Consider the following 26543-nt stretch of genomic DNA (forward strand, 5'->3'; position numbering starts at 1 on the left):
GGCATAATGGCCGCATGTCGATGCAGCCGGGCGGGTATCTGGCGCCCGGGTTCATTGCTCTGGCGCACCGAGGCGGGTCGTTGTTGGCGAGCAACCTCGGCATCGAGAACACGCTCCAGGCATTCTCCAACGCCGTCCAGTTGGGCTACCGGTACCTGGAGACTGACGTGCACGCCACGCGCGATGCGCGACTGGTCGCATTCCACGACCCTGACCTCAGCCGTGTCACCGACACCACCGGACGCATCGCCGACATGTCATTCGACGAGGTGCGAGAGGTCCGGGTGGGCGGACGCGAACTGATCCCCAGCCTCGACGAACTCCTCGAGGCGTTCCCCGACGCCCGATTCAACATTGACCTGAAGGCTGACGCGGCAGTTCCGCTGCTGGCCGAAGCCGTGACGCGACACGCCGCCACAGCCCGGGTCCTCGTCGGGTCGTTTTCCCGCTCGCGCCTCAAGCGCTTCCGGAAGCTGGTCCCCGGGACAGCGACGTCCGCCACCACCGACGAGGTCATGGCCATGGGCGTTGGTGTCGTCCGCCCCAACCGGTCAGGTCAGGACGTGGCGTTCCAGGTGCCAATCACCCACCGGGTGGGGCCTGTGACCCTACGCCTTGTCACACCCCGGACCATCAAGGCCGTGCACGGGGCGGGACGTAGGATTCACGTGTGGACCATTGATGATGCGGAAACCATGCACCGCCTCATCGACTGGGGGGTCGACGGGATCGTCACTGATCGCCCGGATCTGTTGAAAGTCGTTCTCCGCACACGTGGGATGTGGTCTACTCGGCAGGGAACCTGAGTCCCCCACCGTTCGTTGATACATGGACCGAGAAAAGCAAGGAGGCAACAATGGCTGACCGTGCATTGCGCGGCGTCGGACTGGGCGCCAAGAGCTTTGAGGACGAGCAGGGTATCGAGTTTGCCGAACGCCAGTACGTGGCGTTCGACTGCCCCAAGGGACATCACTTCGAGGTGGCGTTCGCTCGCGAGGCCGATCTTCCCACGGAATGGGAGTGCAAGAAGTGCGGTTCCGTGGCCGTGCGCTCCGACGGATCCGTCGGCGAGGAGAAGAAGACCAAGCCGGTGCGGACACACTGGGACATGCTGCGGGAGCGGCGATCCATCCCCGAACTGGAGGACATCCTCGCGGAGCAGCTCGACAAGTTGCGGGACTCCGACGAGATTTACTGACGCTCCGGGGAGACCCCGGCGCACCTGAACAAGATGACGAGGGATGCCAGGACCGTCATGGTCCCTGGTGGCCCTCGTCGTCCACGTTGTGGGGGCTGATTCCGGGAACGGTGCCGCCCTCCGGACCTGATCCAGGCTCCACCACCTCACCTTCCACCACTTCGCCTTCCACGACCTCGCCCTGGATCACCATGTTGCGGGGCATGGCGCCGTCCCGCGGCACAGCGCGGGTGACCCACCAGCCAAGGAACGAGCGCACACCGGGCCGTGTGAAGGGCAGTAGCAGCAGCAACCCCAGAACATCGGTGATGAAGCCGGGCATGATGAGCATGAAACCGCCCAGCAGCACCAGCACCGCGTCCGCGGTGCGCCCCGGCGGCAGGCTGCCTGTCTTCAGTGACTCGCCCAGCTCTTTCCAGGCCTTGCGCCACTCCCGCTGCAGCAGGTAGGCGCCCACCACTGTGGAGACCATGAGGGCGACAAGCGTCCACCAACCGATCTGGGTGGAGACCCACACCAGAAGGGCCACCTCCGCAAGAATGAAAAGGAAGAACCCCGACAGCGCCAGCGCAGGGACGCTGCGCCGGGGCCATCGGCCTCCCGGGGTCTCAGGCATCGGTGGGGGGAAGTCCTTCACGCTCACCGCGCCCCGTGAGCCGGCGGACAAAGTTCTTGACCTGCCCACTGCGGTACTCAACACCCCACAGCGCCGTACGGATCATGGCCTCGATGACGATGTTATTGCTCATCTTGGAGTCCCCGAACTCTCGTTCGACGAACTCGATGGGCACCTCAACCACCTTGTGGCCGGTCTTGAGGGCACGCCATGCCAGGTCCACCTGGAAGCAGTATCCCGCGGAGGCCACCTCGTCGAGACCCATGCCCTTGAGGGTCTCCGCACGGAAGGCGTTGAACCCGCCGGTGGCATCCTTGAGAGGGATTCCCAGCCACATCCGCGTCCAGAGGTTACCGCCCTTGGACAGCACCTCCCGCGACTTCGGCCAGTTGACGACCTTCCCGCCCTTCACCCAGCGCGATCCCTTGACCATGTCGGCGGTCTTCAGCGCCTCCAGGAGCAACGGGAGCTGTTCGGGCTGGTGCGATCCATCTGCGTCGTGTTCGACGAGGACGCCGTAGCCCTTGTCGAGGCCCCAGTGGAACCCTGCCAGGTAGGCGGCCCCCAACCCCTCCTTGCCCCTGCGGTGCAGGACGTGGATATGGCTGTCAGCTGCCACCAGGCGGTCGACGATGTCGCCGGTGCCGTCCGGGGAGTTGTCGTCCGCCACCAGGATGTCGGCCTCCGGCACGGCCTTGCGGAGCCTGCCCGTGATGCTCTCGATGTTCTGGGACTCGTTGTAGGTGGGGATGATCACCAACACCTTGCCGAGGGGCGGGTAGTGCGTCATGGCGTACTTCCAATCGATGCCGAGGACTGTCGCGGCAGTCTATCCGAGGCTCCCGACGTTCTCCTCCGCAACCCGGCCCACAGGGTGGCGCCGACCCCCACGACTGCCAGCGCCCATCCCAGCCAGGGGTTGAGACGCACAGCCATGTTGATGTTGGTGCGCAGCGGCACAGTGAACGTCCGGTGTGCGGCAGTGAATTCCGCAGTGGAATCGTGGAAGGTTCCTGACGCGTCCACGAGGCCCGTCAGTGAGTTCAGCGTGGACACCACCACTTCCCTCCCAAGCTCCATGGCTCTGACCCTGTTGAGTGCCAGCTGCTGCGGCACCTCGAACGTTCCGCCGTAGGTGTTGGTGTTGCTCTGCGTCACGATGATGTCGGCCCCGGCCAGGACGGTGTCATAGACCGTGTCGTCCCAGGCCAGCTCGAAACAGATGACATCGCCGACGCGCAGGAACGTGTGGTCCGCCGTGGGGGCTGCCACCACACCCGGCCCGATACCCGCAATGGACTGCCGGCCGATCTGCTCCAATACGGGCAGGCGTGGCAGGAGGACATCGCGGAAGGGAATGTACTCGCCGAACGGCACGAGGTTGCGCTTGTCGTAGCGGTCCCCCGGGCCCGTGTCCGGGGTCCACCAGATGCTCGACGTCTGCCGGGTGTCCGGCTCCGGACCATCCATGACGGCACCCACGAAGATCGGGACTCCCGCGAGTGCCACTGAGGTGTCCACGAGCTGGCGGATGGCCGGGTGACGAAGTGGATCGACGTCTGTGGCGTTCTCCGGCCACACGATGAAATCCAGGGCAGCGGCCCCTGTGGCGCGCTGGGAGGCGAGCAGGAAGACGGTTTCGCTGAGCATGTTGTCGGTGACGGATGCCGCGTAATAGGGAGTGCCGTGCAGGTACCGGTTGACGTTGCCCTGCACCACTCCGATGGTCACCTGCTGCTCCGGGGAGGCCTGCGGCAGCCACTTCAGGGACCCACCCACCACCACCAGGGCCACCGCAGCCACGAGGGTGCGCAATCGGTTGCGACGGGAGCGCACGGCCTCCAGACCGAGCTGCGCCACGAGCGCCAGAAGGAACGACACACCCGCCGACCCCACCCACGGGAGCCAGCCGGACAGCGGTTGGTCGACCGTGGTGTAGGCCAGGCGTATCCAGGGGAACCCGCCGAACGGCACCCGCCCGCCCGCCAGTTCCACGGCCACCCACGCGCACGGTACCCACAGCACCCACAGCCGCAACCGGGTGAGCAGCGCCACCATGGCTCCCAACAGGGCGCTCCACAGCGACATGAACGCCACGAGAGCAATCGCCACCGGAACGCCGAGGACACCGATCCAGTGGATCGTGAGGGAGTTCATGGCCAACCCTGCAACGGCACCCAGGCCCGCGGCGCGCCACGGGGTGCGCCCCGCCACCAACCAGGTGAACAGCCCGACGCCGACGATGGTGGCGGGCCAGATGCCCATCGGGGCGTACCCGGCTCCCAGCAGCAGTCCGGTGAACACCGCGAGGACGAGCGAGAGAGCGCGAGGGAGGCGTTCGCGGGACAGGGGGTGCACGATAGTCAGGGTACCCGCCGCAGCGCGGGCGCCCGGCGTGCCACCATGGGGCCATGGGCGATTCCCTGATGGTTTTTGACACCTCCTACCTTTACTACCGCGCGTTCTTCGGTGTCCCCTCGAGTCTGCGGGCTCCCGACGGCACACCGGTCAACGCCATCCGCGGGCTCCTGGACTCCATCACGCGGCTCGTCGAGCAGTACTCCCCCGATCGTGTTGCCTGCGCCTGGGACGACGACTGGCGCCCGGCCTGGCGTACCGATCTGGTCCCCTCGTACAAGGCTCACCGTGTGGAGGAGGAGATCCCGCTCGGTGTGGACCAGGAGGAGACCCCCGACGAGCTCGGTGTACAGGTCCCCCTCATCCGCGAGGTGCTGGAGGCAGTGGGAATGCCCATTGTGGGTGCGGCTGAGCACGAGGCCGACGACGTTGCGGGGACGCTGGCCACACAACACGAGGGACGGTGTTGGGTGGTCACGGGTGACCGCGACCTCTTCCAACTCGTCGACGACGACACCCGCGTGATCTGGGTCGGTCAGGGCGTGGCCAAGCACGCCGTCGTGGACTCGGCCTGGCTGCAGGACAAGTACGGAGTGCTGCCGGAGCGCTACGTGGACTTCTCCGTGCTGCGTGGCGACCCCTCGGACGGGTTGCCGGGCGTGAAGGGCGTCGGGGAGAAATCCGCGGCCCGCCTCACCGACGCCTTCGGGTCGTTGGAGGATCTGGTGCGCTCCGCACTGGACGGTTCAGGGTCCATTCCACCGGCGATACGTCGCAGCATCGCCGAATCGGCCGAGTACATCCTGAAGGCGGAGGTTGTCGTGTCCGTGGTGCGGGACCTGCCCCTGGCCGCCCCCCCACACCTCCCCCTGGTCCCGGACGCCCGCCGTGTTGCGGCGCTGTCGGAGAGACTCGGACTCGCCGGGCCCATCAACAGGCTTGTGGCCGCCTGCTCCTGAGGGCGGCTCAGCGCTGTGCGTGCAGCAGGTACACGGCTGAACTGGCGAACATGTTGGCGGCCGCATTCCCCAGAACGTGCGCCTCGCCACGGGCGTTCAGCGGGATGCAGCGGTCGATCTGCAGATCCAGGCTCCTGAACAGGGGCTCCAGATCCTTCAGCGACGTGTAGTGCAGGTTCGGGGTGTCGTACCAGGGGTACGGAAGGTCCTTCGACATGGGCATCCGGCCCGTCAGCAGACGCGCCCGACCGCTCCAGTGGGCGAAGTTGGGCATGGACACCACGCAGTGCACGGCGATGCGGCTGATCTGCTCCAGCACGTCGCGCGGCTTGTGGACGTTCTGCAGGGTGCGGGACAGCACGACGACGTCGTAGGAGTCGTCAGCGAACTCCCCCAGTTGCGTGTTGAGGTCCAGGTCGATGACATTGACACCCGAGCGGAGGGCCTGGACCAGTGCTGCTGGCTCGATCTCCACGCCGGTACCCGTGCAGCCCTTGCCCATGAGCAACTGCAGCAACTCCCCGTCGCCACAGCCCAGGTCCAGCACGCGTGAGTTCTGCGGTATCAACTGTGCGATGAGCTCGAGGTCAGGACGCAACGTGTCACCCATCACAATCCCCTCTCGGTCGCCGCACGTTCCAGGAACGCCGCGATGGTTTCGTGGTAGTCCGCGATGGCGAGCAGGAACGAGTCGTGACCCCACGGGGACGATATCTCCCGGAACGACGTGGGCACGTGCGCACCCTCCAGATGCCGCACGATGCGCCGTGAGTGCTCCGTGGAGAAACGCCAGTCACTGTCGAAGCTCATGACGAGGAACTTCACGGCGTCGGCGGCCAGCGCGTCCAGGGCGCCCGGCGCGGCGAACGGGTCGTAGTAGTCCATGACGCGGGTCAGGTACAGGTAGCTGAGGGCGTCGAACCGTGACTGGAACGCCTCGCCCTGATGGTCGAGGTAGCTCTCCACAGCGAAGTCGACGCCAAAGTTGGGGGTCAGCTCACCGGACTGGGCGGCACGCCCGAACTTCTCGGAGAACGCTTCCTCCGACAGGTACGTGATGTGGGCCATCATGCGGGCCACAGCAAGACCCTTCTTGGGTGCCGTGCCCTCCGAGAGGAAGCGACCGCCCCGGAAACCGGAATCCTTCATGATGGCCTGGCGACCGACAGCGGAGAACGCGATGTTCTGCGCCGTCAACCGTGAGGAGGCCGCCAGCACAATGGCATTGTCGGTGTCCTCGGGGTACTCCAGTGCCCACTGCAGCACCTGCATGCCGCCCAGGGAGCCGCCCATCAGCAGTGCCCAGCGCTCGACGCCGAGGTGCCGACCCAGAGCCCGGTGAACCGTCACGAAGTCCGACATGTCCAGGAGCGGGAAGTCGAGGCCGTAGGGATCCCCTGTTGCGGGGTTCGTGGACGATGGTCCCGTCGTGCCCTGACAGCCGCCGAGTATGTTGGCGCACACGACGAACCAGATGTTGGTGTCCACAGGCTTGCCAGGGCCGATCATCGTGTCCCACCAGCCGGGGCGCTTGTCGCCCTGGCGCCAACCGGCGGCGTGGGCATCGCCGGTGAGTGCGTGGCAGATGAAGACGGCGTTGCTGCGCTCGGCGTTCAGGGTGCCCCACGTCTCATGGGCGACGTCCACCTCCGCGAGGGTGGCCCCGCTCCGGAGAACCAACGGAGCGTTGGCGTCGAAAAGCCGCACAGTCTCGCTGACTGTCACGTCCTGCTGGTCCTCGCGCTCTCCCACGGGCCCATTGTGGTGCATGTCGTCAAGAAGATGCTCAGTGGTGGTCACCACAGCCGGCCGGGAGCGGCGTCAGCCCTTCACGCCACCTGCCGTCAGGCCGCCGACGATGTACTTCTGCAGGTACATGAACAAGATGATGATGGGGATGGCGGCCAGCACTGCGCCGGCGGCGAACAGCGACCACGGGGCATTGCGTTCGTCGGAGGCCCACACGTAGAGCCCGACGGCCAGCGTGTAGTTCTCGGGCCGTGCGAGCACGATCTTCGCCAGGATGAACTCGCCGTAACTGCCGACGAAGGACAACAATCCCACCACGGCAAGGATCGGCGTGACGAGCCGCATGATGACCCCCCAGAAGATCTGGGCGTGCGTGGCGCCATCGATCTTGGCGGCTTCGTCGAGTTCTCTCGGGATGGTGTTGAAGAAGCCGTAGATCAGGAAGGTGTTGGCGCCCAGCGCTCCGCCGAGGTAGACGGCGATGAGCCCCATGAGTTCTCCCAGGCCCAGGAAGGGGAAGATGTCGCGCAGGGTGAGCAGCAGCAGGAAAATTGCCACGAAGGCCAGCATCTGCGGGAACATCTGGATGATGAGCAGCGCCGAGAGTCCGCCCTGGCGCCCCGCGAAACGGAAACGGCTGAAGGCGTAGGCGGCGCAGGACGCCATCAGGACGGTCCCGAGGGCAGTCGCGGTGCTCACCACCAGAGAGTGCAGCATCCACGTCGGGAAATTGGTTCCCATCAGATCGACGTAGTTCTTGGTCGAGACCTCGCTGAATAATTTGGCCGACCCCGTCAGGGTGCCGCCGGGGCTCAGCGACGCGGACAGCACGTACAGGAGGGGGAAGGCGCAGAAGGCGATCACGATGATGCCGACGATGTGCTTCCAGCCCACCTCCTTCCACCACCGCGCGCCCTTCAATCTCGTTTCCGTCTTGACTGGCCGTGCCATCACATGACCTCCTCGAGCTTGCGTGTCTGGCGGAAACCGAGCCACGAGATGAAGCCAACCACCACGAAGATGATGATGGACATGGCGGACGCGAGCCCGTACTGCTTCACCCCGGACTCGAAGGCCACGGAATAGACCATGGAGATGAGGATGTCCGTCTCGCCCACGAGGACGGGCGAACCCGGGAAGTTCGGACCCCCGCCGGTGAGCATGTAGATGAGGGAGAAGTTGTTGAAGTTGAACGCGAAGCTGGCGATCAGCAGGGGCGCCACCGACACGAGCAGCAGCGGCAGCGTCACGCTGCGGAACCGCTTGAACGGCCCGGCGCCGTCCATGATGGCGGCCTCGTTGAGCTCACCCGGGATGGACTGCAGAGCGCCCGTGCAGACCAGGAACATGTAGGGGAAGCCCAGCCACAGGTTGACCCCCAGGATGGACAGTTTTGCGAGGGTGCCGTCGCCGAGCCAGTTGATGGAGGCCCCCCCGAGGAGGCTCTGGTTGATGATGCCGAACTGCTGGTTCAGCATCCCCTTCCAGACGAGGGCGGCCAGGAAGCCGGGGAAGGCGTACGGGAGGATGAACAGGGCCCGGTACACCACACGCCCCTTCACGCGGGCGTCGTTGAAGATCGTGGCCAGACCCAGCCCGAGGGCGAAGGTGGTGAGGACGGACGCAATGGCGAAGACGAACGTCCACACCAGGATCTTGAAGAAGGGACCCGACAGGCGGGAGTCGGTGAACATGCGTGTGAAGTTGTCGACGCCCACCAGTACCCGCCACCCGGGCGTGAGGCTCGTGCCGTCCGCTGCCACGAACAGCCCCTGCTTGGCGTCGGCCGTGTAGACCTTGCCCTCGGGTGAGGTGAACGTGTCGGCTGCCTCGTTGTAGACAAGCGCCGACTTCGCGACGTAGGACAAAGTGCCGTTGTCGGTGCGCAGCCATCCGTCGTCGGGGTTGTCGCTCAGGCTGACGCGCAGAGCCAGGACGTCCTTCTGGCGGGACTGGATGTCCGCCAACTTCAGCAGGTCGTAGCCGGGGACCTCCGTGACACGCTCGCCGTCGATGACGGCGTCGGGAGCGTTCTTGAGGGGATTCTCCTGGTCCCCTACACGGGCGGTGCCGTCCTGGACGATGGCGAAGGACAGGACATCGCCCTTTTCCAGGATGGAGACGGGAAACGTGTTCGTCCCCTCCACGCGCCTGTCCGAGGTCTTGAGGATCTGCGTGATCGCCGGCTGTTTGGCGTCGTTGTGACCGTCGCCGTAGTTGGTGAACGCCACGTAGGCCGTGTTGCCCATCACGTAGATCTGGTACACGGCCAGGAACACCAGTCCCGGCATGAGGTACTTGGCGGGGATGGCCCGTTTGGAGAAGTAGACGTAGTCGGCGATCGCAAGCGTGACTGCCAGGAAGGCAAGAATGTAGAAATCCTTGCTGGCCCAGGACGCCAAGATCCCGTAGATGCCGAAGGCATTGACGAGAGCCATCAGGACCAGCTTCACGTAGAAGCCGGGTCTGCTGATGTCGCGCGCGTGGGAAAGCTGCTGGGGCTTGGTGCGCGGTGGTTCTTCGGTGATGGTCACAGTCGCGGTCCTGTCTCAACGTTGAGAGGGGCTGCGCACGGGGTCCGGAGGCCCCGCGCGCAGCCGGTGTCCGAAGGTCAGAAAGCGCCTTCGATGTTGGTGATCATCGTCTTCCAGGCGGCCGCCGGATCCTTGGCGGTGCCGTCGATGATGCTGATCTGTGCTGCACCCCAGAAGGTCCACACGGCACCCATCTCAGGGATGGACGGCATGGGCTGCCCATCCTTGCCCGCCTCACCGAAACCGGCGAGGACCTTGTCATCCACGGCGTCTGCCGACTCAGTGAGGGCGGGGGTACGGCCAGCGAGCTCGTACATGGTGGTCTGCGCCTCAGGCGTGGTCATGTAGTCGAGGAACTGGTTGGCGAGCAGGGCGTTCTCCGACTTGGAGGACAGGTAGACGCCCTGGATGCCCAGGAACGGCTGCGAGGGCTGGCCACCGGCCGAGGGCACGGGCAGCACCGAGAAGTCGATCCCGGCCTTCTCGAAGTCCGCGATGTTCCAGGGACCGGTGATCATGTAGGGGCTCTTGCCGTCCAGGAAGGCCTGCTTGGCCTGGTCGCCACCAATGGCAGCGCTCAGCACCTTGTCGTCGGCGAGCTTCTTCAGGTACGCCGCGAACTTGGCACCGTTCTCGCCACCCATCCCCAGCTCGCCGGTGTACTCGCCGTTGTCGCCGGTGGTGAACACTGGTGCGCCGAAGGAGCTCTGCAGCGGGTACAGGTGATAGGCGTCGCCTTCCGCCCCCTGCTGGATGAGGATCGGGAACTCAGCACCGGAGGACTTGCCCTGCGCGACGAGTTCGTCGAACGTGGCGGGCGTCTCGGCTGCCAGCTTGTTGTTGCGGACGAGAGCGATGTTCTCGATGGCGTAGGGCACGCCGTACAGGGAGCCATCCATGGTGAAACCCTGAATGGAGGTTTCCGAGAAGCCGCTCACCTTGTCGCCGAGTTCGACGGGGGCGATGACGCCGTTCTTCACGAGGTCACCCACCCAGTCGTGGGCGCCGACGATGAGGTCGGGCCCCTCTCCCGTGGGTGCCTGGGCGATGAAGTCGGTCTTGACGTCAGCGGTCGGCTTCTCCACGACATCCAGGGTGACGCCCGTGGACGTCTTGAACTTCTCCCCCAGCGCCTTGAAGGAGTCGACGCGGTTCTCGTCGGCCCAGAGCGTGAGTGTGCCGGCGTCCTCCATGGGTGCGGAGGTTTCCGCAGTGGCGGTGGTGTCCGTCGAGGCTGACGGGGCGGTGGTGTCGGCAGGGCCCGCTCCCCCGCCGCATGCCGTCATGGTCAACGCCAACCCGGCTGCTGCCATGGCGAGGAAATGCTTGCGCATAGTCGTGATCCTTTCGATGTGTCCGGCATCCTTGCCGGACCAGTGGCAGAACCGTAACACCTCAAAATGTCGGTTGCAGCAACTTGCGGCGAGTTGTTGCGTTACTGTGACCTTTCCAGAGCCGTCCCGAGGAGTCGCAGTGTCCATTGCCGCCACCAAGATGTCCGATCTGGCGGTGCGTGCAGGAGTGTCCACCGCCACGGTCTCGCGCGTCCTGGGCGGCAAACCGGGAGTGCGCCAGGCCACCCGTGACGCTGTGCTGACCGCCATGGAAGAGTTGGGCTACGCCCGCGACAGACAGCCCCCGACCAGGGCTGGTGTGGTGGCCATCCTGGTGCCTGAGCTCTCGAACCCCGCCTTTCCCGCCTTCGCCGAAGAGATCGACACGCTGTTGTTCTCCGCGGGTCACCCGAACGTGGTGCTCGCCTCTGGTGCTGCGGGCACCAGCGAGGTGCAGCATCTCGAGACGCTCGCCGAACTGAGCATTGCCGGCATGGTGTCGGTCTCGGGTACACCTGCGGACACCCTCGCCTCCAATGAGCCGTACCAGCGACTGATCTCGGCAGGGGTTCCGTCGGTGTTCATCAACGGCTATGCAGACAACCTCCAGGGGGCGTTCTTCTCCTGCTCCGACGCCGAGGCCGTGACCTCGTCCGTGGCACACCTGCGGTCCCTGGGCCACACCCGCATCGGACTGGCCGTGGGGCAACCGAAATACCTGCCGACGCAGCGCAAGATCGCCGCGTTCCGGTCCCTGGGTTTCACTCCCGAGGACGTCGCATCCACCATCTACACCGCCGAGGGCGGTCAGCTTGCGGCGTCGCGGCTTCTGGATTCCGGGCACACGGCCCTGGTGTGCGGCTCCGACATCATGGCGCTGGGTGCCATCCGTGAGGCCCGGGCACGTGGACTTGGCGTCCCCCGCGACGTCTCCGTCGTGGGTTTCGACGACAGCCCTCTCATGGCCTTCACGGATCCCGCCCTCACCACTGTCCGCCAGCCCGTTCGCGCGATGTGCGAGGCAGCCGTCTCCGCACTGCTGGGAGCCATGCACGGCACGGCCCTCGACCATACGGAGATGTTGTTCCATCCGGATCTCGTCATCCGCAGCTCCACGGGTCCGGCGAGCTGATCCCGGCCACTCTTCACGGGTCACAGCCACCACTCACAGGTATTTCGAGCGTCGAAGTATAACGATCTGGTGAAGAACTCACCCCAGCCCTGCAGTAGTGCCACATTCCACCGCGTGGAGCGGCCATCATCGTATGATCGCCACTCCAGCGGGGCTCATCCCGCGGACGTTCACGGCGGGTTCATGGATTTTGAAGGGAAACACTGTGCACATCAGACGCATCCTCGCCGCGGCTCTGGCCGCCACGATCCTCACCGCCACCGCTTGTGGCACCGACGACACCAAGACCACCAGCGGCGACGAGAACGCCGCCACGCAGCAACTTGTTCTGGGCAACAACGGGGACGTGCTCAGCTGGGATCCCGGTGAGATGAAAGAGGGCGCCGTCATCCACTATGCGGAGGCCATCTACGATCCACTGCTGAGGAAGACCGCGGACTCCAGCATCGAGGGGAACCTCGCCACGGAATACTCGTACAACGACGACCTCACCGAACTCACCCTGAAGCTCCGTGACGATGTCACGTTCAGCGATGGCGAGAAGTTCGACGGTGCTGCCGTCAAGGTCAACCTCGAGGCACGCAAGAAGGGTGCCGGCAGCGCCTCCGAGGCCGCAAAGGTCATCACGGACGTCGCCGTCGAGGACCCGACCACGGTGAAGCTCATGCTCAGCGAGCCGAGCCCCGGTCTGTTGTCCGGGCTCGCGACATACCTCGGGTTCATGGTCAGCCCCAAGACACTCAGCCAGGGCGACATCGAGACAGCACCCGTCGGTTCCGGCCCCTACATCCTCGACAGCTCGGATTCGGGTGTCGAGTACACGTTCACGTCGCGCGAGGACTACTGGAATCGCGAGGCATTTCCCTTCGACAGCGTCGTGATCCGCCCCTACGAGGACTTCACCGCCCGCTACAACGCATTGTCCACAGGCCAGATCCAGTTCATGTACGGCACGTCGGACATGGTGCCGCAGGCCGAGACGGACGGTCTCACCGTGCAGAGCGTTCCCGGAGAATGGCAGGGGATCATCCTCCAGGACCGCGGCGGCGAGGCACTGAAGGCGCTCGGCGACGTCCGTGTGCGCCAGGCCATCAACTACGCGCTCGACCGCGAGGCCATCCTCAAGACCCACTACAGCGGTCGTGGGCAGGTCACCACGCAGACGTTCAACCCGGCCAGCCAGGCATGGGTGGAGGAGCTGAACAAGCGCTACCCGTATGACCCGGAGAAGGCCAAGCAACTTTTGGCGGATGCGGGCTACCCGGACGGGTTCACGCTCACCACCTCCTACAGCGAAGGGTTCATGACCCCGCTGGTCCCGATCGTGCAGCAGTACCTCTCCGACGTCGGTATCACCATGGACCTCGTTCCCGTCAACGGGTTCGCCTCGGGCGGACTCGAGACGTTGAAGAGCCAGCCGTCGTTCATGCTGTCCTTCTCCACCAACATCCCCGCATGGACTGATGTGCTGAACAAGCTCACCACGACGGCGCTGTGGAACTACTTCGGCTACACCGACGACACGGTGACACGCCTCATGAAGGAGATCCCCCTCACCCAGGGCGACGATCAGACAGCCCTGTACCAGGAACTGAACACCCACCTGGTGGAGGATGCCTGGTTCGCGCCCATCGTGCTGCAGGACAACATCTACCTCTCCAGCCCGGACATCAAGGTGACGATGCAGCAGGCGCAGCTGGTTCCCAGCCTGCGGTTCTTCACGCCCGCCAAGTAGTCCATCCCGGCTTCCGGTGGGCCACCACCGGGAGTCGGGACAGTTCCACGCCCCGCCCCACGAAGGACACGGACCATGCTGGGATTCATCGCACGACGGCTTGCCATGGGCGCTCTGCTGGCGTTCACCGTCGTTACCGGGATGTACTTCTTCCTCCTCAAAACCGGCATGGATCCGGCCCGGGGAGCCCTGGGGCTCTATGCAAGCGAGGCGCAGGTCGAAACCAAGCGTCAGCAGCTGGGCCTTGACCGGCCCGTGACGCAGCAGTACCTGGAGTGGCTGGGCCACGCACTGCGCGGTGACCTGGGGCAGTCCACCTCGGGGAACGCGCAAGTCCTTGACCTCCTCATCACGAGGCTCCCGGTGACGGTGTCACTGGCGCTGGGCGCCGTGCTCGTCGCCGCCACCTTCGGTATCGCTCTGGGCCTGCTGGCTGCCATCAGGCCGGGGACTTTCGACAGGATCCTGCAGGTGGTCATGGTGCTCGGATTCAGCCTCCCCAACTTCTGGGTTGCGATCCTGCTGGCGCTCTTCTTCGCCGTGCGTCTCCGCTGGTTCCCCGCCACGGGGTATGTCCAGTTCGGCGACTCCCCCGCACGATGGCTGTCCTCCATCGTCCTGCCCGTGACGGCCCTGGCGATCGGGTCCATCGCCGCCATCGCACAGCAACTCCGCAACTCCGTCATCTCCGTGTACAGCCAGGACTACGTGCGCACGCTGCGCAGCCGCGGGCTGCCGGCCCGGACCATCCTGCTGACCCACGTGCTGCGCAACGCATCGCCACCCGCGCTGACCATGCTGTCGCTGCAGTTCATCGCGGCCATGAGTGGCGCCGCCATCGTGGAGCGAGTGTTCGGCCTGCAGGGGCTGGGCGCCGTGGCCATCAACGCCTCCGCCGACAGCGACATCCAGGTCCTCATGGGCCTCCTGCTGTTCACCGTCCTCATCGTCGTGGTGGTCAACCTGCTGGTGGACATCCTCTACGCAGCCCTCAACCCGAAGGTGCGAAGCTGATGACCGCCACCACTGCAACGCACACCATCGCCCCGCCCCCCGCCTCCGGGCGCCGCCTGCGAGCCTTCCTGCGCAACCCCATGGGTGTGATCGCGGGTCTGGTGCTGCTGCTCATCGTCGTCGCCAGCATCCTCGCCCCGTGGATCGCCCCCCACGACCCGGGGCTCGTGGTGCTGGCTGAGTCACTGGCTCCTCCCAGCCTGAACCATCCGCTCGGGACCGACGGCAACGGCCGCGACATCCTGAGCCGTCTGCTCTGGGGTGGCCGCGTCAGCCTGGCAGCGGGCACCATCATGGTGAGCGCTGCCATCATCTGCGGTGTGCCGGGCGGCCTGCTGGCCGGCTACTACTCCCGCTGGTTCGACGCCGTGGCCAGTTGGGTGTCCAACATGTTGATGTCTCTCCCGCAGATCCTCATCATCATCGTGGTGATCGCGTCCCTGGGCAGCGGGCTGGTCCCCACCATGATCACACTCGGTGTGCTGGCATCGCCGGACCTGTTCCGCCTCACCCGCAGCGCCGTGATCGGCGTCCGGCAGGAGTTGTTCATCGACGCGGCCAAGGTCTCAGGGCTGAGCGATTTCCGCATCATCTTCCGGCACATCTTCTCGGTGATCCTCGGTCCCGTGCTGGTGCGCTCCTCGTTCATGTTCGGCATGGCCATCATCGCCCAGTCGGGACTGGAGTTCCTCGGCCTTGGGGACCCTCTGCGACCAAGCTGGGGTGGAGAGCTGAGTCTCGCCTTCCAGAACTTCCAGCGAGCCCCCAACCTCGTGATCGCCCCCGGCGTGGCCATCGGCCTGACCGTCATGGCCCTCGTCCTGTTCGGCGCCGCCCTCGCCGACTCCCTGGGAGCCACCCGCAGGACCAAGAAGGGCAACTGGACACCGGCTCCCTCGCGCCCCACGGATGGTGCACCCCACGACGATGCGGCTACGGGGTCCAGCCCGGATGAGCCCGAAGGGCCCCTGCTCGTGGTGGAGAACCTGGCGGTCAGCTACCCCGGTGAGGACGGCAAGGGCGTCGTAGTGGTGGAGGACGTGTCGCTGCACGTCAGGCGTGGCGAGGTTCTGGGACTGGTGGGAGAGTCAGGGTCCGGCAAGTCCCAGACGTCCTTCGCCATCCTCGGCCTGCTGCCGCCCGAGGCATCTGTCTCCGCCCGGAGGCTCAGACTGGACGGGCAGTCCCTTGAGGTGCTCTCCGAGAAGGTCATGGAGCGGCTCCGCGGCCAGAAGATGGCCTACGTCCCGCAGGAACCGATGTCCAACCTGGACCCCTCGTTCACCGTCGGATACCAACTGACCACCCCCATGCGTCACAAACTTCACATCTCCCGGAGCGAGGCGAAGGAACGTGCCCTGCGACTCCTCGAGCGGGTGGGCATCCCCGACCCGGCGCGCACGTTCGCGTCCTACCCGCACCAACTGAGCGGCGGAATGGCGCAGCGGGTGCTGATCGCCGGGGCCGTGTCGTGCGACCCGGAACTCCTCATCGCCGATGAGCCCACCACCGCCGTGGATGTCACCGTCCAGGTGGAGGTGTTGGCGCTGCTGCGCGACCTGCAGCAGGAGCGGAACATGGGGATGATTCTGGTGACGCACAACCTCGGCGTGGTGGCCGACATCTGCGACCGTGTGGCCGTGATGCGCAAGGGCCGGATCGTCGAGGAGAAACCAGTGCGGGAACTGTTCAGCAACCCGGAGCACGAATACACGCGCATGCTGCTCGCCTCAACCCTGGAGGACGCACTCCCGAGGCAGCAACGCGACGACGAGATGGGGGTGACACGGTGACCGGCTCCACGATCGGCGCCGCACCCCTGCTCCAGGTGAGCGACGTCAACGTGGTCTACCGCGGCGCTGGGTGGCGCCGTCCCACTTTCCACGCGCTGCACGACGTGTCACTGGACATTCGGGCCGGGGAAACGCTGGGGCTCGTGGGCGAGTCGGGATCCGGCAAGACGACGCTGGGTCGTGCGGTTCTGGGGCTCGCCGACGTCAGCAGCGGCTCCGTGTCCTTCGACGGCGACGACATCACCCGGGCCACGCGCCGGACGCGGCGGGCCCTGAGCCGCGACATCCAGGTGGTGTTCCAGGACCCGTACTCGTCCCTGAACCCAGCCATGACCGTGGCCTCCATCCTGGCGGAACCCATCACTGCGCACGGGGCCACACGCCAGGAGGCGGCGGCCCGGATCGCTGAACTGTTGGACCAGATTGGCCTCGAACCGGATGCGGGAAGGCGCTACCCCCGGGAGTTCTCCGGTGGACAGCGACAACGCATCGCCATCGCCCGGGCGCTTGCGCTGCGCCCCCGGCTCATCGTGTGTGACGAACCGGTGAGCGCGCTCGACCTGTCCACACAGGCCCGCATCCTCGACCTGCTCATCGACATCCAGGTCACCACGGGCGTCGCGTACCTGTTCATCTCCCACGACTTGTCGGTGGTGCGCTACATCAGCCACCGCGTGGCAGTCATGCTGGACGGGCAGATCCTGGAATCGGGTGACGGGGACAAGGTCACGTCCACCCCGGAGCACCCCTACACGCAGCGACTGCTCCTGGCCTCCCCCATCCCCGACCCTGCCCGGCAGGCCCAGCGCCGACACGACTACGCGAATCTCGCCTGATCGGGGACCCAAAACGCCCGGACCCCCATGGGGTCCGGGCGTCGGGTGATCCGACTAGGAGAGCTGGGCGAGCCCCTGGTCGATGTCGGCGATCAGGTCATCGACGTGCTCGATGCCCACGGAGAGGCGCACCATCTCGGCGGGGACTCCGGCCGCCTGCAACTCCTCGTCGGAGAGCTGCGAGTGCGTGGTGGATGCACTGTGGATCACGAGGGACTTCGCGTCGCCGATGTTGGCGAGGTGGCTGAACAGTGTCAACGCGCTCACAAATGTGGTGCCGGCCTCCCGTCCCGCCTTGAGACCGAACGACACGAGCCCACCGAACTGGCCCTCGGCCAGGACCCGCAGCGCAATCTCGTGTGAGGGACTGGACTCCAGTCCCGGGTAGTTGACCCACGCGACGGCGTCGTGGTTCTCGAGGTACTTGGCGATGGTCAGCGCGTTGGAGCAGTGCCGCTCCATGCGCAGGTGAAGGGTCTCCAGCCCCTGCAGCAGGAGCCATGCGTTCATGGGGGCAATGGTGGCGCCGGTGTTGCGCAGCAGCACCGTGCGGGCCCGGATGATGTAGGCGGCGGGTCCGGCCGCATCGGTCCACACCACGCCGTGATAGGCGTCGTCGGGCTGGGTCAGACCGGGGAAGCGATCGGCATTGGCGGCCCAGTCGAACTTGCCGGAGTCGACGATCACGCCTCCCAGCGTGGTGCCGTGCCCGCCGATGTACTTGGTGGCGGAGTGGACCACGATGTCGACGCCGTGGTCGAAGGCGCGGGTCAGCAGCGGCGTGGCCACAGTGTTGTCAAGGATGAACGGCAGGCCGTGGTCATGGGCCGCGGTGCTCCACGCATCCAGGTCGATGACGTTGAGTGACGGGTTGCCGATGGTCTCCCCGAAGACCAGCTTGGTCTTGTCGTCGACGAATTTCGCCAGGTCCTCCGGCTTGGCCGGGTCCACGAAACGCACCTCGATGCCGAACTGCGGCAGCGTGTGCGCGAACAGGGCGTAGGTGCCGCCGTACAACGTGGACAGCGCCACGATGTTGTCGCCAGAGTAGGTCAGGTTGAGCACGGCGTAGGTGACGGCCGAGGCCCCGGATGCGGAGGCCAGGGCTCCCACGCCGCCCTCCAGTGCGTTCATCCGCTCCTCGAACACGTTCTGCGTGGGGTTCATGATGCGGGTGTAGATGTTGCCGGGCTTGCGCAGCGCGAAAAGGTCAGCGGCGTGCTCCGCGTCATCAAACGTGAACGACACCGTCTGGTAGATCGGGACTGCGCGCGCGTTCGTCGTCGGGTCGGACTGTTCCTGACCGGCGTGCACTGCCAGCGTTTCGGGGCGATACGTCATTGGTTCTCCTCATGGACCTCAAGAATTCACGGACTGCCGTGGACAACCCCAAGGGTGGCGTCGCTATTCCCACCTGCCACACTCGTCCGACTGGTGGGACGATGCGAACTCCGCCGACTGCCTGTAATGTGACGGTTGGTGTGTCGGGAAGTCTGGTCGACGACGGTGTCCACCTACCCTTGGGAAACCCATGAACTCTGCATCCTTGCCCCAACGCATCGCCCAATTCGTCGCACGCGACAAAGTGGGTGGGGCGTTGATGATCAGCGCCGCGATCCTTGCACTCGTGCTGGCGAACTCACCGGCAGCCGGGTGGTACACCAACCTCTCGGAGTTCCGTCTGGGGCCGTCATCCCTTCACCTGGACCTGACTCTCTCCACCTGGGCGGCCGACGGTCTCCTGGCGCTGTTCTTCTTCATCGTTGGCCTCGAGCTCAAGCACGAGCTCATCGCTGGCAGCCTCCGCTCCCCCAGCCGCGCAGCCGTCCCCGTGGCGGCCGCCATTGGCGGGATGGCGGTTCCGGCGCTGGTGTACGTGGTCATGGTGAAGGTGCTCGGTGATCCGGGTGCGACGAGCGGTTGGGCCATTCCGACCGCCACAGACATCGCCTTCGCTCTGGCTGTGCTGGCAATCTTCGGGAGCAAGTTGCCCGGTTCATTGCGCACGTTCCTGCTCACACTGGCCGTGGTGGACGACTTGTTGGCCATCATCGTCATCGCCATCTTCTACAGCTCCGGATTGAACCTGTGGTTCCTGCTCGGCAGCCTCGTCACCGTGGCGGCGTTCTCGTGGTTGGCCAAGACCCGGCGCATGCGCTGGTGGGCCATGGTGCCGCTGGCCCTGCTCGCCTGGGTACTCATGCACGAGTCGGGCGTCCACGCCACCATCGCCGGCGTTCTGCTGGGCTTTGCCGTGCCGGCTCGCCAGGTCCACGGTGAGGACGACACGCGCACCCACATGATTGAGCACCGCCTGCGACCGCTCTCCGCCGGGATCGCACTGCCGATCTTTGCGTTCTTCTCCGCCGGGGTGGCCTTCTCCGGGGAGGGGACGGGCAACGTCCTGGCCCAGCCGGTTCTTGTGGCCATCGCCGTGGCCCTCGTCGCCGGCAAGCTCATCGGCGTCCTGGGCACCACCAAACTGGTGACCACGTTCACACGGCTACGCCTGGCGGACGGCCTCGGCGTCCGGGACCTGCTGCCCATCGGACTCCTCACGGGCATCGGCTTCACGGTCTCCCTCCTGATCGCGGAGCTCAGTTTCCCGGACTCGGAGCACACCGCCGCCGCAAAGCTGGGGGTGCTGATCGGCACCGCGCTGGCGACCGTGCTCGCCGCGTTGGCCCTCGTCTGGGACTCCCGTCACCCGCGTGGGGACGACATGAACCTCGACGGTGTCCCCGACGTGGACACCGCCCCGTATGACAGCACCCATCCGGACTGGACGTACACCCGCAGCGATGATGCGCCGCTGCAGTAGGTTGCGGCCATGGACAGTCACCCCCTCATCACCCCTGCGGAGCTGAGCCGCCTGCTCGCTGACTCCTCCACCGCCCCTGTGGTGTTGGACATCCGATGGTCTGGCCCCGGTTCCGGAGACGGCCGCGAGGCGTTTCAGCAGGGCCACATACCCGGCGCCCATTTCGTCGACATGGACACGGTGCTCGCGGACCCCTCGACCGGCGGGGTCGGGGGACGCCATCCCCTTCCTGCCCCGGAGCGCTTCGAGTCCGGCATGCGAGCCGCGGGTGTGGCACAGGACCGCCCCGTGGTGGTCTATGACGACTGGAGGTCCATCTCCGCGTCACGGGCCTGGTGGCTGCTGCGCCACTTCGGGCATGACGATGTCACGGTCCTCGACGGCGGGTGGGGCGCCTGGCGCGCCGCCGGCCTCCCCGTCGAGACCGGCCCGAACGAGGGTGTCGAGCTCGGCGAATTCGTGGCCGGACCCCCACGGCTGGCCGAACTCGATGCCGACGGTGCGTCCCGGATTGCCGTGACCGGGACACTCATCGACGCCCGACCCGCGAATCGGTTCCGCGGTGAGGACGAGACCGTGGATCCCGTGGCCGGGCACATCCCCGGGGCACGGTCGTTGCCCGCGCTGGAACTGGTGGGTTCGGACGGCACGTTCCTGTCCGCCGCTGAGCTGCGCACCCGTTTCGCGGCCATCGGCGTCGACGGGGAGGCACCGGCGGCCGCGTACTGCGGCTCGGGCGTTCAGGCATGCCACATGGCGCTGGGCGCTTCGGTGGCGGGTCTGACGGACGACCTGGGCCTCTACGCCGGGTCCTGGAGCGACTGGATCACCGACCCCGACCGGCCTGTCGCCACCGGCTGACCCGATCTACGTGAGCTCCATCGCGGGCACGAATGTGTAGCCCAGTGCCTGGATCCCCTCCACCGTCTCCCGGAGCTGTTCCACCCCGAGGAAGGGATGGTAGAAGAAGCTGGCGGTGGATTGCCTCACGGCGAGATTGGCCCTGGCACCTCCCACGATGAAAGCCGTATCGCGCACCGCGTGGTTGTTCTGTTCTTCCTCCGTGATGTTGCCCAGGTTCTCGGGCAGCACCTTGGTGCCGTAAATGTCTCGCACCGTATAGGGGAAGAATTGATCCATTGCCCTCTGGTAGGGCGCCTGGTCCCCGGAGAGTTGCCCGGGGAAGTAGTTCGAGCGCTCGTAGCGGTACTCGAACACCTTCGAAATGGCGGTGTAGGCATTCGAGGAAGCCAGGTAGTGGGGCGTCTCGAACACGGTGACGTCGCCCAGACCCAGATCAGCGAAAACCTGCTGGCCCTCCGTGAGCCGCTGCACCCAACCGTCCACCGAGTCGGAGCCGACGGGGCCGGTGTCGACGATGTAGGAATCGTTGATGCACGGCTCGATCACAGGGGTGGGGCCGGGGGTGGCGCTGCACTCCGCCCGGTAGAACTCAAAATCGGCTCCGGAACTGCCGCTGTACGGGTTGTCGAGCGTTCCGTACTGATGTGTGGTCCCGTGCTGGATGAGCGTCCCCCCCGTGCTGTTGCATGTAGCGCAACGCCTTGACGACGTCCGGCCGGTCGCCGAGGCTGAGGCCCACCCAGGAGTCAGGGTCACCGCCCGGGGTTCTGCTGAGACGTATGGGGATCACCGCCACCTGGAAAGGGACGCCCCGCTCGTGCAGGAAGTCTGTGATGGCGTAGAGGTCCTCCGGGCTGGCCGCAGCATCCACATCCTCCAACCTCAGCGCCGCCTGCCTCACCGGTGCAGTATCCGGCGCCAACAGGTCGTAGAAAAGATCAGCGAAGGCCAGATAGCGGTCGGTCTCGTCGACGTACGTCAGTGGATTCTCACCGATGTAGGTGAGGTTCGCGGACCGGATCGCCCAAGGGTGGGTCCGGCTTCCCGTGGTTCTGGCGAGGATGTCAACCATGCCCTTGTCCGTGATCCGGGGCACGAGGACCGGTCCCGCGGCGGAACCGTTTCGGGTCAGGGAGTGCCCCTGATAGGTCACACCATCAATGTGCTCTTCTCCACTGTCCTTCGACGTCGCGGGGTCCCACCCGTAGGTCTCGATGAACTCCGCATTGACTCGGCGGTCCGCGACGGCCGCTACCGCAATGTTTCCACCAGCCCACAGGACAGGGGTCCTGTCCTTCAGCATGTCCTTCTGGAATGCCATCGACAGTGAACCGGCCGACGTGGAACCCATGTAGACCACACCGTCGTAGCCGGCCATGTCACCGGAGGCGTAGTCCTTCATGGGGGCGGTCTGCACGTGGCCGAAGTGCGTGGCCAGGTTGGCGGTGACGATGGCATGGGTCTCGGCGTCCGCCATGGCGGACGCGGAGCCCTCTGTGTCGTAGAGCACGAGAGTCCGGATGCCACTGTCCGTGCCCCACGCATCCTTGAAAATGGCTTGTGGTGCCGTCCCGGGAGGTCCCGGCAGAACCTCCGTGTACTTGTGCGCGAGCGGGGAATCCTCCCCGAAATTGGCTGTCGAACTGCCAACGCCGAAGACGACGAAGACAGCAATACTGAGGGACACGGTCACGGCCACGATCCACGTGGCGCGCTGGCCGCGTCCAGGCGTCAGGTCGGCGACGGGGATGGCTCGATGCCCTCCGGGGACATTGGTTTCAGGCATGGTGGGGCTCTCTTTGCGTCCAGAGCAGGGGGACGCTCTTGATGTCATGGGTTTTGCCGTGGTCGAGACACAACGATGCACCCCGTTGATCGAGGGGCATGGTCGGGTGCGCTGTGACCACCGCGATCTGGGGTGGAGCTAGTTGTTGCCGGGCGCGATGTGAAGGTCGTTGAAACGCACGAGGGCGTCCTCGGTGTAGAAACCGATGGAACCGCTGCGGTAGGGGGTCTCCCTGTCGATGACGGAGGCCAGGACCTTCCCGTCGACACTGACCGTCATCTCACCATTGTCCTGCGTCACTTCCACCCGGCGACTCTCTCCGATGGGGAAGGTGGGTTCATCACCTGTTGCGAGGTATCGCTGTTTGCCCGGATAGGCGGGGTCCTGCTTCGAGATCTCCCACCCGTTGGGTTTCAGGGCCACCGCATAGAAGTGGTCGTCGTCCGTGTGATTCCACAACACCCACCCCACCTCCCACGGGTTGGGGGGATCCTTCCTCACCTGCTGCTCCGTGGTCACCACCACGCCAAAAGTGGCCTCATCGAAAGTCTCGCGCGTGACCACCAGCCCCCCATGGGTCACGCTCAGGTCCTCGGCGGATTTCGGATGGAGAATGATCTCGGCATCGTCTCCCGTAACCGTCCCGTAGCCGTGGTAGACGGAACGAAACTGGCCTCGCTCCTCCCCGTCCTCCCACGCCCGTGCGGCGTCGCGCGTCAGGAACAGCCCGCCGGCAGTCAGGGCAACCACCAGCACTGCAGCACTGACGGACATGACGACTCCCTTGTGATGGTGCACCGTGGCCTTCACAGAGTCCGGACGTCTGCGCCCGAGAGCACCAGCGATCCGTGGGCGGAGTCCAGGCGAGCCGCGGAGTCCTCCACCGTGCGGTCGGTCTTGGACCAACCGCCCTGTCGTGTGAGCACCCGCCACACTGCCCGCCACCCGGCAAGGAACCACAGGAAGGCGTACGCGACGTACAGGTCGGGCAGGGCAACCGACCGAACCCGCGACCAGCCGCTCTCCTTCTCCATGCCCGCATAGATCGATCCAAAGATGAGAGCCGGGCCGAAGGCAACCAGGTAGGACGACACCCACCACCAGGAAAAGGTGACGGATCCGAGCAGGAGACTGATGACCAGGTCGAGCCCCCACAGCACGAATGCCACCGAGAGGAGCGAGGTCACGAGCAGGAGGAAGGGGCTCGTGAGGTGGTACATGAGGTCAACGCGGGCAGTCCCCTTCGTGTGCTTGAGCACGAACGGGATCAGCGTCCACGACTGCAGATGCCCCTGGAACCAGCGAGTCCGCTGCTTGACCCACCGTCCGACGCTGACCAACCCCTGCTGGTGGACGGCGGCGGTGGCGCAAAAATCGGTCTTCCAGCCCGCCATGAGAAGGCGCAGACCCAGATCCAGGTCCTCGGTGAGGCTCCTGGACCACGGCGTGTCCCCGAGACTCATGAGTGCCGAGAGCCGGACGAACTGTCCGTTGCCGCCCAGGCCCACGCTGCCCAGATGGCGACGGCCGCGCTGGAAGATCTCTGTGTAGAGAACGAATTCGAAGTCCTGCATCCTGGCCAGGAGGTTCTTCTCCCGGTTGTTGATGCGCACGCCGATCTGAATGGCACCCATCATGGGGTCGTCGAACCGGGGCACAACGTCCACCAGCGCGTGGGGCTCAAGACGACCGTCCGCATCCACGACGCACACCAGGACATCGTCGGGGTTGTCGAACGGGATGACGGCGCCGCTCACGATGTGGGCGAACGCCGCATTCAGAGCTTCTCCCTTGCCCTTCTGGGCGTTGGGAAGTACGCGTTGCAGCAGATGAACCCGGGGGTCCGTGTTCTGGGCAACGATCCGGGCGGTGGTGTCGGATGATCCGTCATCGACGACGAGGATCTTCATGCGGGGATGGTGCAGCTCCAGCAATCGCTCGAGGCTGGTGCCCAGCACCCGGTCCTCATTGAGGCATGGCAGCACGAAGATCACGGACTTGGGTGTGCTCATGGCCAGCGGACCACTCCGCAGGCGGGAGGGTTCACGCCGGGACAGGATCATCATCGTGAGCCCGTAACACACACCCAGTCCGATGAGGGCCACGGAAAGGACGAGGACCAGGTCGACCCAGTGGCCGGAGACTACAACCATGTCAGGACTGCTCCACCATGGCCGGGAAGGCCTCATGTCGAGGAACAATGGCGAGGTTCTTGTGTCGTTCCAGCGCGGTGTGGGCCCAACCCCTCACAGAGAAGACCAGCAGAGCACTCGTCATGAGCACAAGATAGGCAAGGAACAGGGTGGCTGCGATGGTGAGGACGATCCGGCCCGCTGAGGAGAGCACATCCTGGGTCTGCTCCATGAGGATCGGAACAGATACCAACAGGGGAATGACCCCGTGCTGGAACGCAACTGAGAACTGCATGCTTCCCCCCGGAAGTGTTGTGATGTCGACCATCACCATCGAGTCGACTGCGGTGGTGTGAACCAGCAGGACTGCGAGAGGATGGGAATCAACTGTGGGGGACTTGGTGTCTCCCTCAGTTGTCACAGTAGCGACCCTGGGGTGTTGTTGACAATTCAATCATCGCCGGGCGTGTCGCGGTTCAGGCTGATCCACCGTAGTCAGAGGGTGGACGACGCCACCGGAACGATTAGTTGTGCACGATTGAATCGTGTACTATCGAACCTGTACGAACTTGCCCATCACCGCAGAGCTTCACAGGAGCCACACATGGAACGTCTCTTCACCCCCATCCGCATCGGCAACATGGATCTCCCCCAGCGCTTCGTGATGGCGCCACTGACCCGCAACCGTACGGGTGTCGGCATGGCCCCCACACCCCTCAACGCCGAGTACTACGCCCAGCGTGCGGGTGCAGGCCTGATCGTCTCCGAGGGCACCCAGCCCAGTGCGGTGGGCCAGGGATACCTCAACACTCCCGGCATCCACACACCCGAGCAGATCGCCGGCTGGCGCCTCGTGGCGGACCGCGTCCACGAGAATGGCGGTCATATCTTCGTGCAACTCATGCACGCTGGTCGGATAGCGCACCCTGACAACAAGCAGGGCCTCGAGTCCATCGCCCCCAGCGCCATCCCCGCCCCAGGAGAAGTCGTCACCGCCAAGGGATCGCTCCCCATGACTGTGCCCCGCGCCCTCGAGGCCGACGAGATCCCCGGCGTAGTGGCGGACTATGTGCACGCTGCCCGTTGCGCAGTTGAGGCAGGGCTTGACGGCGTGGAGATCCATGCAGCGAACGGCTACCTCCTCCACCAGTTCCTGGCCCCCTCCTCCAACCAGCGTGACGACGGCTACGGCGGCTCCCCTGCCAACCGGGCCCGCCTCACGATCGAAACCGTCAAGGCGGTCGCCGAGGCCATCGGTGCCGAGCGGGTCGGTGTACGGATTTCCCCCGCCCACAACATCCAGGGCGTACTGGAGAAGGACCCCGCCGATACCCGCGAGACCTATGAAGCGCTCCTCGACGGCATCGCCGGCCTGTCCCTGGCCTACCTCAGCATCCTCGCCGACCCGGCCGCCGAGCTGACCACCGACCTGCGTTCACGCTTCGACGGACCCGTCATGACCAATTCGGGTTTCGGTACGGTCACCACTCGGGAATCAGCTGCGGCCATCATCGACAACGGCCAGGGCGAACTCGTCGCGGTTGGGCGACCGTTCCTGGCCAACCCCGACCTTGCGGAGCGGTGGCGCACCGATGCATCGCTCAACACTCCCGACCAGACGACCTTCTACGGCGGCGGCGCCGAGGGCTACACCGACTACGCCAGCCTTGACGCCGCCTGAG

25 protein-coding genes are annotated in these 26543 nt (G+C 65.5%); 11 read left to right on the plus strand and 14 right to left on the minus strand.

Going from position 1 to position 26543, the window contains the following annotated elements; translation table 11 throughout:
* The first annotated feature begins 14 nt into the window (after positions 1–14).
* Complete coding sequence (locus EAX62_RS10655) at positions 15–806, plus strand: glycerophosphodiester phosphodiesterase (RefSeq protein WP_121901624.1); 792 nt, start codon at positions 15–17, stop codon at positions 804–806.
* A gap of 50 nt (positions 807–856) precedes the next feature.
* Positions 857–1198, plus strand: a complete 342-nt coding sequence (locus EAX62_RS10660; protein ID WP_121901625.1) for an RNA polymerase-binding protein RbpA — start codon at positions 857–859, stop codon at positions 1196–1198.
* Between the two features lie 55 nt (positions 1199–1253).
* Here the strand turns inward: EAX62_RS10660 and EAX62_RS10665 are convergent, their stop codons facing one another.
* Genes EAX62_RS10665 through lnt form a run of 3 tightly spaced genes read right to left on the minus strand, consistent with a single transcriptional unit; the run spans position 1254 to position 4172 of the window.
* Positions 1254–1814, minus strand: a complete 561-nt coding sequence (locus tag EAX62_RS10665) for an FxsA family protein (protein WP_121901626.1) — start codon at positions 1812–1814, stop codon at positions 1254–1256.
* Positions 1807–2604, minus strand: coding sequence for a polyprenol monophosphomannose synthase (locus EAX62_RS10670; protein WP_121901627.1), 798 nt, complete (start codon positions 2602–2604; stop codon positions 1807–1809). The genes EAX62_RS10665 and EAX62_RS10670 overlap by 8 nt, the downstream gene beginning before the upstream one ends.
* The gene (gene lnt / locus EAX62_RS10675; RefSeq protein ID WP_147454086.1) at positions 2601–4172 is read right to left on the minus strand and encodes an apolipoprotein N-acyltransferase; all 1572 of its coding nucleotides are present in this window, start codon (positions 4170–4172) and stop codon (positions 2601–2603) included. Before lnt ends, EAX62_RS10670 begins: the two co-directional genes overlap by 4 nt.
* 53 nt (positions 4173–4225) lie before the next feature.
* Here lnt and EAX62_RS10680 point away from each other — a divergent pair, with 53 nt between their 5' ends.
* Positions 4226–5131 (plus strand): 5'-3' exonuclease, encoded by a 906-nt coding sequence (locus EAX62_RS10680; RefSeq protein ID WP_233557891.1) that lies wholly within the window; start codon positions 4226–4228, stop codon positions 5129–5131.
* Positions 5132–5138: 7 nt separating this feature from the next.
* Here the strand turns inward: EAX62_RS10680 and metW are convergent, their stop codons facing one another.
* The 5 genes from metW to EAX62_RS10705 all read right to left on the minus strand — a co-directional run bounded on the left by metW (position 5139) and on the right by EAX62_RS10705 (position 10748).
* A complete protein-coding gene (gene metW / locus EAX62_RS10685; RefSeq protein ID WP_121901629.1) occupies positions 5139–5741 on the minus strand; it encodes a methionine biosynthesis protein MetW in 603 nt (200 codons plus the stop codon).
* Positions 5741–6901, minus strand: a complete 1161-nt coding sequence (gene metX, locus EAX62_RS10690; RefSeq protein WP_121901812.1) for a homoserine O-acetyltransferase MetX — start codon at positions 6899–6901, stop codon at positions 5741–5743. Before metX ends, metW begins: the two co-directional genes overlap by 1 nt.
* Positions 6902–6952: 51 nt before the next feature.
* Complete coding sequence (locus EAX62_RS10695) at positions 6953–7831, minus strand: sugar ABC transporter permease (protein ID WP_121901630.1); 879 nt, start codon at positions 7829–7831, stop codon at positions 6953–6955.
* A complete protein-coding gene (locus EAX62_RS10700; RefSeq protein ID WP_233557893.1) occupies positions 7831–9414 on the minus strand; it encodes an ABC transporter permease subunit in 1584 nt (527 codons plus the stop codon). Before EAX62_RS10700 ends, EAX62_RS10695 begins: the two co-directional genes overlap by 1 nt.
* Positions 9415–9491: 77 nt before the next feature.
* On the minus strand, positions 9492–10748 hold the full coding sequence (locus EAX62_RS10705; RefSeq protein WP_121901631.1) for a sugar ABC transporter substrate-binding protein: 1257 nt from the start codon (positions 10746–10748) through the stop codon (positions 9492–9494).
* A gap of 139 nt (positions 10749–10887) precedes the next feature.
* Between EAX62_RS10705 and EAX62_RS10710 the strand changes: the two genes are divergently transcribed.
* The 5 genes from EAX62_RS10710 to EAX62_RS10730 all read left to right on the plus strand — a co-directional run bounded on the left by EAX62_RS10710 (position 10888) and on the right by EAX62_RS10730 (position 17258).
* Positions 10888–11880 (plus strand): LacI family DNA-binding transcriptional regulator, encoded by a 993-nt coding sequence (locus EAX62_RS10710; protein WP_233557894.1) that lies wholly within the window; start codon positions 10888–10890, stop codon positions 11878–11880.
* 205 nt (positions 11881–12085) lie between these two features.
* Complete coding sequence (locus tag EAX62_RS10715) at positions 12086–13615, plus strand: ABC transporter substrate-binding protein (RefSeq protein ID WP_158600640.1); 1530 nt, start codon at positions 12086–12088, stop codon at positions 13613–13615.
* Positions 13616–13690: 75 nt separating this feature from the next.
* A complete protein-coding gene (locus EAX62_RS10720; RefSeq protein ID WP_121901633.1) occupies positions 13691–14629 on the plus strand; it encodes an ABC transporter permease in 939 nt (312 codons plus the stop codon).
* Positions 14629–16422, plus strand: coding sequence for a dipeptide/oligopeptide/nickel ABC transporter permease/ATP-binding protein (locus tag EAX62_RS10725; protein WP_121901634.1), 1794 nt, complete (start codon positions 14629–14631; stop codon positions 16420–16422). The genes EAX62_RS10720 and EAX62_RS10725 overlap by 1 nt, the downstream gene beginning before the upstream one ends.
* Positions 16419–17258, plus strand: coding sequence for an ATP-binding cassette domain-containing protein (locus tag EAX62_RS10730; RefSeq protein WP_233557895.1), 840 nt, complete (start codon positions 16419–16421; stop codon positions 17256–17258). The genes EAX62_RS10725 and EAX62_RS10730 overlap by 4 nt, the downstream gene beginning before the upstream one ends.
* 54 nt (positions 17259–17312) lie before the next feature.
* On the opposite strand, the gene EAX62_RS10735 is transcribed toward EAX62_RS10730, so the two are convergent.
* Positions 17313–18599: an O-acetylhomoserine aminocarboxypropyltransferase/cysteine synthase family protein gene (locus tag EAX62_RS10735; protein ID WP_121901636.1), complete on the minus strand. Its 1287-nt coding sequence runs from the start codon at positions 18597–18599 to the stop codon at positions 17313–17315.
* A gap of 190 nt (positions 18600–18789) precedes the next feature.
* Here EAX62_RS10735 and nhaA point away from each other — a divergent pair, with 190 nt between their 5' ends.
* Together nhaA and EAX62_RS10745 are read left to right on the plus strand one after the other, a co-directional pair.
* Positions 18790–20079 carry a Na+/H+ antiporter NhaA gene (nhaA, locus tag EAX62_RS10740; RefSeq protein WP_121901637.1) on the plus strand — a complete coding sequence of 430 codons (1290 nt, stop codon included), beginning with the start codon at positions 18790–18792 and terminating at the stop codon, positions 20077–20079.
* Positions 20080–20088: 9 nt separating this feature from the next.
* Positions 20089–20940: a sulfurtransferase gene (locus tag EAX62_RS10745; protein ID WP_121901638.1), complete on the plus strand. Its 852-nt coding sequence runs from the start codon at positions 20089–20091 to the stop codon at positions 20938–20940.
* Positions 20941–20946: 6 nt separating this feature from the next.
* On the opposite strand, the gene EAX62_RS10750 is transcribed toward EAX62_RS10745, so the two are convergent.
* From EAX62_RS10750 to EAX62_RS10770, 5 genes are all read right to left on the minus strand, one after another.
* Positions 20947–21606, minus strand: a complete 660-nt coding sequence (locus EAX62_RS10750) for a DUF2334 domain-containing protein (RefSeq protein WP_233557913.1) — start codon at positions 21604–21606, stop codon at positions 20947–20949.
* Complete coding sequence (locus tag EAX62_RS10755; RefSeq protein ID WP_158600641.1) at positions 21533–22729, minus strand: DUF2334 domain-containing protein; 1197 nt, start codon at positions 22727–22729, stop codon at positions 21533–21535. The genes EAX62_RS10750 and EAX62_RS10755 overlap by 74 nt, the downstream gene beginning before the upstream one ends.
* A gap of 138 nt (positions 22730–22867) precedes the next feature.
* Complete coding sequence (locus EAX62_RS10760; RefSeq protein WP_121901815.1) at positions 22868–23503, minus strand: LamG domain-containing protein; 636 nt, start codon at positions 23501–23503, stop codon at positions 22868–22870.
* 32 nt (positions 23504–23535) lie between these two features.
* Positions 23536–24882, minus strand: a complete 1347-nt coding sequence (locus tag EAX62_RS10765; RefSeq protein ID WP_121901641.1) for a glycosyltransferase family 2 protein — start codon at positions 24880–24882, stop codon at positions 23536–23538.
* Position 24883: 1 nt separating this feature from the next.
* Complete coding sequence (locus tag EAX62_RS10770) at positions 24884–25282, minus strand: hypothetical protein (RefSeq protein WP_121901642.1); 399 nt, start codon at positions 25280–25282, stop codon at positions 24884–24886.
* Positions 25283–25465: 183 nt separating this feature from the next.
* Here EAX62_RS10770 and EAX62_RS10775 point away from each other — a divergent pair, with 183 nt between their 5' ends.
* Entirely contained in the window at positions 25466–26542 is a 1077-nt protein-coding gene (locus tag EAX62_RS10775; protein ID WP_121901643.1) for an alkene reductase, read from the plus strand.
* Position 26543 lies beyond the last annotated feature (1 nt).

Source organism: Tessaracoccus antarcticus (genome assembly GCF_003688855.1).
Lineage (GTDB): Bacteria > Actinomycetota > Actinomycetes > Propionibacteriales > Propionibacteriaceae > Arachnia > Arachnia antarctica.